Origin of the sequence: Psychrobacter sp. UBA3068 (assembly GCF_002366815.1) — a bacterium.
Classification (GTDB): domain Bacteria; phylum Pseudomonadota; class Gammaproteobacteria; order Pseudomonadales; family Moraxellaceae; genus Psychrobacter; species Psychrobacter namhaensis.
Window position 1 is genome coordinate 103,174 of the sequence record NZ_DFBY01000032.1, and the last position, 11,445, is coordinate 114,618.

The 11,445-nt window shown below is 42.3% G+C and carries 12 protein-coding genes; 4 read left to right on the top strand and 8 right to left on the bottom strand.

Annotated elements, in window-relative coordinates:
- Window positions 1-202 precede the first annotated feature (202 nt).
- On the top strand, window positions 203-637 hold the full coding sequence (locus B2P60_RS08290; RefSeq protein ID WP_193005354.1) for an HIT domain-containing protein: 435 nt from the start codon (window positions 203-205) through the stop codon (window positions 635-637).
- Between the two features lie 506 nt (window positions 638-1,143).
- Window positions 1,144-2,565, top strand: a complete 1,422-nt coding sequence (locus B2P60_RS08295; RefSeq protein ID WP_286740642.1) for an adenylate/guanylate cyclase domain-containing protein — start codon at window positions 1,144-1,146, stop codon at window positions 2,563-2,565.
- A gap of 115 nt (window positions 2,566-2,680) precedes the next feature.
- On the opposite strand, the gene fdx is transcribed toward B2P60_RS08295, so the two are convergent.
- The 8 genes from fdx to B2P60_RS08335 all read right to left on the bottom strand — a co-directional run bounded on the left by fdx (window position 2,681) and on the right by B2P60_RS08335 (window position 9,925).
- A complete protein-coding gene (gene fdx, locus B2P60_RS08300) occupies window positions 2,681-3,019 on the bottom strand; it encodes an ISC system 2Fe-2S type ferredoxin (protein ID WP_193005356.1) in 339 nt (112 codons plus the stop codon).
- Window positions 3,020-3,113: 94 nt separating this feature from the next.
- On the bottom strand, window positions 3,114-4,994 hold the full coding sequence (gene hscA / locus B2P60_RS08305; protein WP_286740644.1) for a Fe-S protein assembly chaperone HscA: 1,881 nt from the start codon (window positions 4,992-4,994) through the stop codon (window positions 3,114-3,116).
- 251 nt (window positions 4,995-5,245) lie between these two features.
- Entirely contained in the window at window positions 5,246-5,827 is a 582-nt protein-coding gene (hscB, locus tag B2P60_RS08310; RefSeq protein WP_286740647.1) for a Fe-S protein assembly co-chaperone HscB, read from the bottom strand.
- Window positions 5,828-5,982: 155 nt separating this feature from the next.
- Window positions 5,983-6,303: an iron-sulfur cluster assembly protein IscA gene (iscA, locus tag B2P60_RS08315; RefSeq protein ID WP_021814983.1), complete on the bottom strand. Its 321-nt coding sequence runs from the start codon at window positions 6,301-6,303 to the stop codon at window positions 5,983-5,985.
- A 218-nt stretch (window positions 6,304-6,521) separates the two neighbouring features.
- Window positions 6,522-6,932 (bottom strand): Fe-S cluster assembly scaffold IscU, encoded by a 411-nt coding sequence (gene iscU, locus B2P60_RS08320; RefSeq protein WP_193005359.1) that lies wholly within the window; start codon window positions 6,930-6,932, stop codon window positions 6,522-6,524.
- Between the two features lie 154 nt (window positions 6,933-7,086).
- The gene (locus B2P60_RS08325) at window positions 7,087-8,313 is read right to left on the bottom strand and encodes an IscS subfamily cysteine desulfurase (RefSeq protein ID WP_286740650.1); all 1,227 of its coding nucleotides are present in this window, start codon (window positions 8,311-8,313) and stop codon (window positions 7,087-7,089) included.
- Window positions 8,310-8,819: an Rrf2 family transcriptional regulator gene (locus tag B2P60_RS08330; protein ID WP_193005361.1), complete on the bottom strand. Its 510-nt coding sequence runs from the start codon at window positions 8,817-8,819 to the stop codon at window positions 8,310-8,312. Before B2P60_RS08330 ends, B2P60_RS08325 begins: the two co-directional genes overlap by 4 nt.
- Before the next feature lie 461 nt (window positions 8,820-9,280).
- Window positions 9,281-9,925: a hypothetical protein gene (locus B2P60_RS08335; protein ID WP_198334484.1), complete on the bottom strand. Its 645-nt coding sequence runs from the start codon at window positions 9,923-9,925 to the stop codon at window positions 9,281-9,283.
- A 518-nt stretch (window positions 9,926-10,443) separates the two neighbouring features.
- On the opposite strand from B2P60_RS08335, the gene B2P60_RS08340 reads away from it, so the two are divergent.
- On the top strand, window positions 10,444-10,716 hold the full coding sequence (locus B2P60_RS08340) for an HU family DNA-binding protein (protein WP_045445077.1): 273 nt from the start codon (window positions 10,444-10,446) through the stop codon (window positions 10,714-10,716).
- A 453-nt stretch (window positions 10,717-11,169) separates the two neighbouring features.
- Window positions 11,170-11,445 (top strand): helix-turn-helix domain-containing protein (locus B2P60_RS08345; protein ID WP_286740655.1); only part of this gene is annotated, 276 nt, incomplete at its 3' end.

The window sequence follows — 11,445 nt, forward strand, 5'->3', positions numbered from 1 at the left end:
AACAGTAACAGTAACTGGGTATTGGGTATTTTGGCTAAGTGAGTTAGGCGATCCATACAATGGGTGATGGTGCTATTTTATCCGCCGGATAACTGATAAAATAGCGCCACTATTCTTCAATCTGTTGTATTTTTAACGTACTCTAATTGTATTTTGCCTTTATTTCCTTTTATTTAAGATTCATAACAAGAGAACCGTCATTATGTTCCAACTCCATCATAAACTTGCGGCCGACAGTTTTTTAGTGGGTGACTTTCCATTATCTACTTGTCGCCTAATCAATGATTGTCAGTTTCCCTGGTTGATTCTTGTGCCGCGCGTGTCTGGTATTAAAGAGCTGTATGAGTTATCTGAGGCTGATCAAGCGCAGTTTTTGCGCGAATCAAGTTGGTTGTCAAGCCAACTGGCTAAAACCTTTCAAGCAGATAAAATGAATGTGGCAGCCCTCGGTAATCAAGTGCCGCAGTTGCATTTTCATCATATTGTCCGCTATCAAAACGATATGCAGTGGCCAAATCCAGTATGGGGCGTGCCTGCCGTTCCTTACACCAAAGAAGTGTTGGCACAAATGCAGCAGACCTTAATGATGGCATTACGTGGTCATCACCAAATGCCGTTTGATTGGCAAATGAAATAATACTTTAGACTTTTGATTTGATGTTTAAAGTTTGATTTTATTGTCTTCATATAGCCTATGGCAGTAATAGCGACTTTGATTTTGGTGTATACGAAAGCTTCTAAGAGGCCAGATACGTAGTAGTGTCTGGCTTTGTCTTTTGGTGTTATTTATTTAGACAGGTTATAACTCAGCCTCAATAAAACTGTCACGTTTTGCTGGCATAAATTTTACTTGCTTGCTGCGTCTACGCAGACAGAGGCTGCGCAAAGTTTACTCCAGCAGCACTAATCGTCTTTAAATGAATCCATGATGTATAGATAAGGGACAGCAGGAGAGAGCCAGTTATCTAAATGATAAATGGTACTTTTTTAGTTGTCGATGACCTAGGCTTTGTCTTATTTAAAAAGTATAATGTATTATTAGATCGTCTTATATATGACAGTCATAAAACCAAAGATGTACTTATATTACTCTTATTCACCTTAGTCTTTTCGATAGCCTGCTAGATAAAGCGAACACTCCATATGCCTTTTTTAGACATGCTGAGACCGAAGCTCCCGTCAAAAAATGAAGGAGTTTGTCGATTTGATTATCCAGAGGTTTTTGTCTTAATTCTGACGGTCGTACTGCTTGCTTTGCACTATGATTTTCGGCCCACCTCAATGGCACTACTGGTTATCACAACTCTACCGAGTTTGATGATTCTTATTTACAATTATCGGCGCAAAATGAGCTTTTGGACGTCTAATATTGTCATTATTTTATTTTCCGTAGTCGTTGGGTCGCTCCAGTTTTGCCCTGTCATCTCCCTCAGTTTGGTGTTTCTGATTGGCATACGCATCATCATTAGTGGCCCTGAAAATTATCTAAAATTAATCACAGTGGCCTTGGTGACGGCCATCGTTTTTTACTATGTGAGTACCATCTTAGATGGCACGGATATGGACTGTGGTGAAGGTTGGCTGTCAAACACGATACTGTTGGCCAGTATGGTGGTTGTGCTCTGTCAGTTTCGGCGCGTCTATCAAGAGTATACGGGTTATAAAGTCCGTGCTAAACAGGCAACAGGGCGTCTGAGTACCATGGTTTCGGTTATTAATAAGTTGACTCGTTTTGTACCACCACAAGTTTGGGAGCCAATTGTAAGAGCAGATAGCCCAGTGAGTGTGTCCAATAAGCGGGCAAAACTGACAATTATGTTCTCAGATATAATAGGCTTTACCGAGCTGTCGGATAGTTTAAGCGCTGATAATTTAGCCGATATTTTGAATACTTATATGCACTGTATGACCTTGATTGCTAACAAGCACGGTGCGGTGCTTGATAAATTCATTGGCGATGGTATGGTGTGTTTTTTTGGTGAGCCTGACAGTCGTGGTCCGCGTCAAGATGCGCTGGACTGTGTGGCAATGGCGATAGACATGCGCCGTGAAATGCGTACCTTAAGACAAAAATGGCGCTTGATGGGTTTTGAGGGATTATACATACGTATCGGTATTACCACGGGCTATTGCCACGTTGGCAATTTTGGCAGTAACAATCGTCTGAGTTACACACTGATTGGCAAAGAGGCCAATCTGGCAGCAAGACTTGAGGCTAGCGCGGGTAAAGACAAGATATTGGTCAGTGAAAGCACCTACGATTATATCTGCCATAATTATGAGTGTCACCATGCGGGTGCGTTTCAGCTAAAAGGCTTTGATAACAAGGTAAATGCGTGGCAAGTACTGGATCCGGATGCGCATAAAGGTCATCTATCAAAATGGGTTGACCACACCTTACCGGGTTTTAACTTGCATCTCAATTTTAAAGACATGAAAGATGATGACTATCAAGATATTAGGGATCGCTTAAATTTTGCGCTTGAACGTATCGAGCAGGAGCAAGAAAAAGTGGCAGTGACTATCGCGGCAGAAGCCAAACACAGTGACAATCATCATAAGTAGCTGTTCATAAGTAACTGTTGAAAAAATGGCCTTCGACATCGGGTATAAAAAAGCCAGCTAGTATGATACTAGCTGGCTTTTTCTTAAATAGCTAAGTAGTATTTGCTACGAGCGTTTAGTGATTTTCTTTTGCATGATTGAGCGTGTATTTAGGAATCTCGATGGTTAAGTCTTCGTCATCAAGCATTACTTGACACGATAAGCGTGAGTCAGGCTCTAGTCCCCAAGCGCGATCCAATAAGTCAGCTTCAATATCATCCATCTCTTCTAAACTATTAAAGCCTTTACGTACCACCACATGACACGTGGTGCATGCTTTTGACATCTCACAAGCATGCTCAACCTTAATACCTTTTTCTAAGAGAGCTTTACACAAATTTTCACCAGCCTCTAGCTCGACTTCAGTGCCTTCAGGGCAAATCTCATGATGGGGGAGTACAGTAATCTTTGGCATAAATTGTCTTTCCGATGCTAATCAATTTAAAAAATAAAAAATATAAGAGGCCAGCTTAGTACGAATTCTAAGCTATTTTGCTCAATGTATCCACTTACCAATCTTGGGCACTTGTACCGGCCATACTGGCTTTTACGCTTTGATTCATAATCCGAGCAGCAAACGCATCACTATGGGGTTTGAGTTGGGCTTGCTCGGCTTCGATAAGAGCTAGGTCATCAGTACTAAGCGCTGTTTGTAGTTTTTGTATCTGCTCTGCCAATACCTGCTGTTCCTCAGAGGACAGTAAAGTAGCAAATTCGTTCAGGGCAGATTGTAAAGCGAGTACTTCACGCTCAGCCTCTACTTTGGTTTCAATCAAAGAGCGCGCGTTTTTATCTTCTTCTGCGTGCTTAAACCCGGCAACCAGTAATTGCTCTTTTTGTTCATCTGATAAGCCATATGAAGGCACAATTTCAATCTTACTTTCTGTTTTGGTTGTGGTCTCTTGCGCACTGACGGTCAGCTGTCCATTGGCATCAATGCTAAAGGTTACTTCGATACGGGCAAACCCCGCTTTCATTGGTGGGATACCGTACAGCTCAAAGCGGCCCAGTGAGCGGCAGTTTTCTACCGTTTCGCGTTCGCCCTGTACGACATGAATAACCATGCCCGTTTGACCATCTTGATACGTGGTAAACACTTGACGTTTTTTGACAGGGATGGGGGTATTACGCGGAATGAGCACTTCAACCAACCCGCCCATGGTTTCAAGACCAAGTGACAGAGGCGTTACGTCCAATAACAGTAGATTGCTATCGCTATCGCCATTGACCAGCTGATGTGCGGTTTGTGCCGCCCCTAAGGCGACGACTTCATCAGGGTTCAGACGGCAAAGTGGCTGTTTGGCAAAAAACTCAGTAACCACTTGCTGTATGGCAGGCATACGAGTAGAGCCACCGACCAAGATAACTTCGTCTAAATCAGCGCCAGAGAGCTTAGCATCCCGCAGTACTTGTTCGCACACGCTTAGCGTACGACGGCTAACGGGTTCTATGATAGCCAGTATATCGGCGCGGCCTAAGACTCCTTGATAAGATCGCCCATTAACCGTGATGTCAATACTGACTTGTTCAGTATCCGTCAATGCTTGCTTGTAAGCTTTGGCTTGTTGTGCAAGTATCGATTTGTCATGACGGCTCACGTCTTTAGGATCGATATCTAACTGCTTGATAAGCCAATTGGTGATCAAACGATCAATATCGTCCCCACCTAGTGCGCTATTACCACCCGTTGCCAATACTTCAAAAACACCATCCGTCAGCTTTAAGATAGAGACGTCAAAAGTTCCGCCCCCAAGATCGTAAATCAGGTAATGGCTTTCTTTGTTATTCTCTTGATCGGTTTGATCCAAACCATAAGCGACTGCAGCAGCGGTAGGCTCATTTAATAAACGCAGCACAGTGATACCAGCTGCTTGTGCCGCATCTTTTGTGGCCTGACGCTGAGCCTCATCGAAATACGCGGGTACGGTAATCACCGCACCTTCGATACTGTCATCAGGTAATGCGCTCGCAGCGCGCTGCTTAAGCGCTGATAAGATACGCGCTGAGACTTCAACAGGGGATATGTCGCCTTGAGCAGTAACGAACGCTGGCATATCATCTTTGCTGCCACTCAACTCATAAGGATGAGAGAATTTGATATCAGCTTGGCTACGACCCATAAAACGCTTAGCCGAGACGATCGTATTTTTTGGATCATCCGCTAAGTGAGATAGGGCCTCATAGCCAACAAGTGGTGCGCCGGTACTTGGATAATAGACAACAGAAGGTAGTAAATTATCGGCGCTTGAGCTTGCTTCTAAGACTTGCGCCTTGCCTGACCGTACCACTGCGACCAATGAGCGCGTGGTACCAAGATCAATTCCTAGGCCAAAACGATGTTGATGAGGTTGGGCGCTTTGATTGGGTTCGGCAATTTGCAATAAAGACATAAGATAACTCAGAGATAAAATAAATAAGTGAAATAAAGCCAATACACCACAGGCACTAGGGCCATGTAACGGCTGTAACCTTACTCTAAAGACAGAGCACGTAGTGGTTAAGCGTGCCTTAAAATAAGAGATTATACGGTATAGTTGGTACTATTTTAACCATGACGTTTAAATAAGAGTCATAAGTTAAAAATGTTCATACATAAACGCTGGTAGATAGGGTGGATCATGTAAATCTAGCTGTTAGATATTTAGACGTACAAATCGTCATCATCTGAATGTTCAGATGTCGCTACCTCATCAAGACCCGTGGTCACATCAGCATTTAATTTAACTAAGAATTTTAGTTTTTGGGTGGCGTCAATCGCCGTTTGCCAGTCTTTGGTCTGGTAGGCGTCCTCAAAACGCTTGGACTGTTTAGACAGCCGTTCTACAATCTGTGGATGTAACTGGGTTAAGGTCTGGCGATCTTTGCCCTCAATGGCGTCATCCAGCTCAATACGCATCTGCATCGCATCTTCTAAAAAGTCTAAGTCTGCGATGGAGTGTTCGACATTTTGCGCTTGACCTGCTAGATCTAACAAATAGCTAGCACGACTGTCAGGGGCGCTTAATGTTTGATACGCTTGGTTGATTAGTGCTGAGGTTTGCTCAGAATGCTGTTGGGCTTGAGCAGTATCTGTTAGGTTTTTGGCCACATTATCCGGATGATAACGCTTTTGTAGCAGGCGTAGCTGTTGATCAAGACGCTCTTGATGGATTTCAAATTGTACAGGTTGCTCAAATAAGGCAAAGAAGTTATCAAACTGTGCTTCTGGAGTAATGTCTGTCATATCATACGCCTTGTTTTTATTTATTTTTAAATTCTTTGTCTAGCTATGTTTGCGCACAGGCTTATCATACTGGCTACCACTGTAGCCATAATATTTTATCACTGCTCGAAGGGAAAATTAGACGTTTTGATCACAGTGACTGTAAACTGGAGACCTTAAACGGTAAAAGATTCACCGCAGCCACATTCCCCTTTTTGATTGGGATTGGTAAATTTAAAGCCTTCGTTTAACCCTTCTTTTTCATAATCCATCAATAACCCATCCAAATAGACCAAGCTTTTAGGGTCAATAAAGATGCTGACGCCGCGACTTTCGTAGCGCGTGTCATTTTCGTCCGGTGTATCGACAAACTCTAAAACATACGCCAAGCCCGAGCAACCCGCTGTACGGATACCAACTCGAATACCTTCACCTTTGCCGCGATTGTCCAAAAAATCTCGAACATGCTGAGCGGCGCGTTCTGTCATTTCAATCATGCCAACTCCCATTGACTATCAATAATAAATATCAATAAAATTCTATATAAACTGGCAACCAAAACGACGAGCTTGCCAAAATAATATGCTAACAACGTTTAGAAAATAAAAGGTGACAATTACATAAGCGTCATTGTCACCTCTTTAGCATTAGTAGCGGTTCAATGAACCGCTACCAAAGCATTGCTGATAAAACAATAGCGCATACGCTAATTGGTTTAGCTGGCGGCTTCTTCTGTTACTGCTGCCGTGCCATGCTTACCTTTATAGTCGCTAATCGCAGCTTTAATGGCATCTTCTGCTAGTACAGAACAATGCACTTTGACAGGTGGTAACGCCAGCTCTTGAGCGATATCGTTGTTTTTGATTTCGCCAGCTTGATCCAAGCTTTTGCCTTTGAGCCACTCAGTTACGAGTGAGCTTGAAGCAATCGCTGAACCGCAGCCATACGTTTTAAAGCGTGCATCTTCGATGATACCATTATCATCCACTTGGATTTGTAGACGCATCACATCGCCACAGGCTGGGGCACCAACCATACCGGTACCAACATTTTGGGCATTTTTATCAAGATTGCCAACGTTGCGTGGATTTTCGTAATGATCAATAACTTGGTCACTATAGGCCATGGGGTTTTCTCCTAGTTAGGTGATGAGTAGTCACTTATTAACTTTGAAACGCTATCTACTCATCGATAATTGGGGTCAAACACTTAACTTTAATTGTCTGATGAACGGAGTAATGGTTATATTTGATAACCATATTGCTCTTTTATTCTGTATTTTAGTGCTCAGCCCATTCGACTGAGTTTAGATCTACCCCTTCTTGGTACATATCCCAAAGTGGGGATAGGGCGCGTAATTTATCAACCGCTTCATGCATTTGCTTGATGACCGTATCGATATCTTCTTCAGTGGTATAACGGCCGAAGCTGAAACGAATGGAGCTGTGGGCCAACTCATCTGGGCGACCAATAGCGCGCAGCACGTACGATGGCTCAAGTGTCGCTGAGGTACAGGCTGAACCTGATGACACTGCTAAGTCTTTTAGCGACATCATGAGAGATTCGCCTTCAACGAAGTTAAAGCTAATATTCACAATATTAGGGACGCTATGTTCAAGATCACCGTTTAAGTAAATCTCTTCGATATCTTGCAGGCCATCCCACAATTTTTGGCGTAGTTTGGCAACATGGGCGTGGTCTTTATCAAAGCGCTCATTGGCTAAGGCAAATGCGGCACCAAGGCCGACGATTTGATGCGTAGGTAATGTACCTGAGCGCATGCCACGTTCGTGACCACCGCCGTGCTGTTCTGCTTTCAGGCGAATACGTGGCTTACGACGAACGAATAGGGCGCCAATGCCCTTAGGGCCGTAGGCTTTATGACCTGAGAAACTCATCAAGTCGATTTTCATTTTTTCGAGATCGATTTTTATTTTACCGACCGATTGTGCCCCATCAACATGGAATACCACGCCAGCTTCGCGAGTGATTTCGCCAATGGCAGCGACATCAGTAATCGTACCAAGCTCGTTGTTTACCATCATGAGTGACACTAAAATGGTGTCCTCACGTAGCGCTTCTTTTACTTGCTCAGGTAAGATCAGACCAGTGCTTGGCTGTGGCTCAAGATAGGTAATGTCAAAACCTTCTTGCTCAAGCTCACGGCAAGTATCGAGTACGGCTTTGTGTTCGATTTTACTGGTAATAATGTGCTTACCACGAGACTGATAAAAATGGGCTGCACCCTTGATAGCTAAGTTATCAGATTCGGTCGCACCAGAGGTAAAGACAATTTCGCGTGGATCTGCGTTAATCACTTCAGCGACTTGCCCGCGAGCGGTTTCTACCGCTTCTTCCGCTTGCCAGCCGTAACCGTGCGAACGCGAGGCTGGGTTACCAAAGATGCCATCTACAGTCAGATACTCGCTCATTTTAGCCGCTACTGATTTAGCAACTGGCGTGGTGGCGGCATAATCTAAGTATATAAGGTTGTTATGTTGGCTCATGCTGGGTTTGCCTCGCTGTTCGATAGAGTAATAGTATTGATGTCTTTTATAGAAATATCTTTAGTGGATGTGTGCTGACGTTCTGACACTGATTGCACATTTTCCATGTCTAATAATTGCGCTAATGTTATATTTTTCAAGTACTGCTCAATGTGATTAGACAACGCACACCATAAATCGTGGGTTAAGCACATTGTACCACCTTGACAGTCTCCGCGTCCTTCACATTGCATTGCATTAACAGATTCATCGACAGCAGAGATAATGCTCATTACATCTATTTCATGTAATGGTTTTGCTAGATGATAACCACCCGCTGCGCCGCGAATACTGGTAACAAGGCCACGTTTACGAAGTTTGGAAAACAACTGTTCGAGATAAGAGATCGAGATCGATTGCCGCTTGGCTATATCAGATAGGGATACGGCGCTATCTTGTTGGCTGGTTTGTAACGCCAAATCTAGTAACGCAGTAACGGCATATCTGCCTCGAGTAGTCAAACGCATGTGTTATCTCCAAACTTTTATGTCATTTTTATTTAACAACGATCTTAGTCAGATGAGATTCGCAATGGCTTATAAAGTCATTTAAAAGCTATTGGATGAACATCAAAGCGACTAAGTTGTGTCTTATCGTTATTAAACAACAGATGATTAACCCGATGTGTGCAACGATTAAGCCAATTATACTTAATCCTGAGTAATTTAGTCAAGATTAAAGTGTGGTTAAATGGTTAATCTAGCTTATTAACACGATTGATAAAAACAATGGCTGATAAAAGGTGGGAGTGGTAAGAGCACTAAAGAGAGGATAAAGCGAATTTAACGGTTTTAAAATACAATGGTAAGTTTACTTCTAAAACCTGAAAATATAGAAAAAAGCGTCTAACACCCTTTAAGAAGTGTTAAGCGCTTTTTTTTCAGTCGTTAGCAGCAGAAGTCAATTATGAACGATCATACGGTCAAAACTAACTCATTAACAGTGCGATAATAGCCCCAATCATAACAATGACAGCCACCACAGCGACGATAGTTAGGGTTTTTTGTTTGCTTTGCAGTTCTTTTAGCGTGGTTTCAAGCTCACGATTTTTGATGGTTAGGGTGTTTATTTGGGTCTGTTGTTCCTTAATACGTAGCTGATAGCTTTCTTTTTTATCCGCCATTTCAGCTTCAGAAGGCTGGTGCTTGCCTTTGCCACCTTTGAATTTCTTAATCAAACCTTGAATTAAGCTACCAAGACCAAGCTGCATGATGAACTGTTTCACCAATTGCACCTGAACAGACTCACCGCGCATTTGGAGTTTTTCAGTGGTTTCGCTATCATGAGTGGTGATCGCATTAATGATTTGGATACTATAGGCATTAATAACGACATCAGGTTCACTACGGCCCACGGGCAATTGAGCATCTAGTAAGACACCTTTGGGGCTAAAGGTGGCAAAAATCTCGACATGGGGCAAATACAAACGCAACGCCACGACCGTACCTTGCTTGGCAAGGGGATAGGCAGCTTTACGTAGTTCAGGGTCCAAACGTAACAATAGTGTCAGCGCCGACTCGATGAACACCAAAATAATATTAAGAAAAGAGTGAGACAACGTAGAACGCTTCATGAAAATAATCCGTTTTTTATTTGATAAATCAGAGGCAAAAGGCAAATAAAGGGCTAAAGTCTACCCACCGTTCTGCAGTGATATTTTGCTTATAGTAACGCCTTTATAGTAAAAAGTAACGCTCGTTTCTGTCAGTTGCTAAATTATTAACTGATAATTTAATGGTCAATAACCACACTAATATTGATGCTTAGTATGGATGAAAACAGTGGGTTAGTGACTATGAGGGGTAACTGATAACCGTTTTATGTCAAAAAACACCTTATATCTTAGCTAAAATAGCGAGCTAATCAGACAGTTGCAAAGGCTTTGCGTAACATTGAGTGTCAAATACGTAGTACAGTGGACAAAAATATGTAAAATCGCTTGCGCTCCTTATGCTGCCTTGATATAAAGACGATAACAAAGCGAAACCTGTTAATACGCAGTCAGGTGGTTTTTATTGCTTAAATGCGATGAGAGCGTTACAATACTTGGCGTGAGCGTTTATTATCCCCCTTAAACTTGAAGGAAATTTTATGAATAAGTCAGAATTAATTGATAGCATCGCAGACAAAAGTGGTCTAAATAAGACTCAAGCTGGCGATGCATTGAATGCTGTTATGGAAAGTGTTGGTGAAGCATTAGAAGCTGGCGATAGCATCTCACTAGTTGGTTTTGGTACATTTAGCGTAAAAGACCGTAAAGCCCGCACTGGCCGTAACCCTAAGACTGGTGAAGAGCTTAGCATTCCAGCAAGTAAAGTACCAAGCTTCAAAGCTGGTAAAAACTTAAAAGAGCGCTTAAACTAAGCCACTCTTTTAAAGTGGACGCTGATAACAACGTATGACACGCATAAAGACAGCGTTTACTATGAGTCATATAATAGATGAACGTTCATGGCTTAGATTGTAATCTCAATGATTATATGAACGAGAAGTGAACGAAAAAAAGCACCTAGTCATTAGGTGCTTTTTTTATCGGTTTAGTTTGTGTCATTCAACGTGAATATTTTGAGTCTGTATCAAAAATCACGTATCATAGGGCGCGCGATAGATGCGTTGTCTAAACAAGGCTGCTTGCACAGGCCTTATTTTTCTCTATCAAAACCGCGAAAGAGGCGCCACCCGACATTAGGGTAGAGGTGAGTTTCGCTTAGTGTTTATTATATAGTCATAAAAATTATATACTGAAACAAGCTATAATAAACTTTAGAACTTACATTAAAAAAATCACATTAAAATCAGTAAAATGAATGGGCGTTTATGAAAATCAACAAAGCGTATAAATTTAGGCTTGAGCCTAATGCAGAGCAGGAGATTATTCTAAATAATCTTGTCGGCTCAGCACGTTTTGTTTGGAATCACATGCTGGCAATATCGTTTGAGATGTTTGCTAAAAATGAGTTTGTCAATGCCACCAACCTCGTTAATAAAATTGTTGACTTAAAGAACAATCCTGAATTTTCTTTCTTAAAAACAAGCTCTAATGCCGTAACCTTACAACAAAAGGTACGTGATCTTGCCTCGGCTTGGTCACGA

What these genes read in the sequence shown, in the direction of transcription:
- B2P60_RS08325 (WP_286740650.1), bottom strand. Translation starts at nt 8,313, where the DNA reads ATGAGCCAACATAACAACCTTATATACTTAGATTATGCCGCCACCACG.
- iscU (WP_193005359.1), bottom strand. Translation starts at nt 6,932, where the DNA reads ATGGCCTATAGTGACCAAGTTATTGATCATTACGAAAATCCACGCAAC.
- B2P60_RS08290 (WP_193005354.1), top strand. Translation starts at nt 203, where the DNA reads ATGTTCCAACTCCATCATAAACTTGCGGCCGACAGTTTTTTAGTGGGT.
- fdx (WP_193005356.1), bottom strand. Translation starts at nt 3,019, where the DNA reads ATGCCAAAGATTACTGTACTCCCCCATCATGAGATTTGCCCTGAAGGC.
- B2P60_RS08335 (WP_198334484.1), bottom strand. Translation starts at nt 9,925, where the DNA reads ATGAAGCGTTCTACGTTGTCTCACTCTTTTCTTAATATTATTTTGGTG.
- hscB (WP_286740647.1), bottom strand. Translation starts at nt 5,827, where the DNA reads ATGACAGACATTACTCCAGAAGCACAGTTTGATAACTTCTTTGCCTTA.
- B2P60_RS08340 (WP_045445077.1), top strand. Translation starts at nt 10,444, where the DNA reads ATGAATAAGTCAGAATTAATTGATAGCATCGCAGACAAAAGTGGTCTA.
- B2P60_RS08330 (WP_193005361.1), bottom strand. Translation starts at nt 8,819, where the DNA reads ATGCGTTTGACTACTCGAGGCAGATATGCCGTTACTGCGTTACTAGAT.
- iscA (WP_021814983.1), bottom strand. Translation starts at nt 6,303, where the DNA reads ATGATTGAAATGACAGAACGCGCCGCTCAGCATGTTCGAGATTTTTTG.
- hscA (WP_286740644.1), bottom strand. Translation starts at nt 4,994, where the DNA reads ATGTCTTTATTGCAAATTGCCGAACCCAATCAAAGCGCCCAACCTCAT.
- B2P60_RS08295 (WP_286740642.1), top strand. Translation starts at nt 1,144, where the DNA reads ATGCCTTTTTTAGACATGCTGAGACCGAAGCTCCCGTCAAAAAATGAA.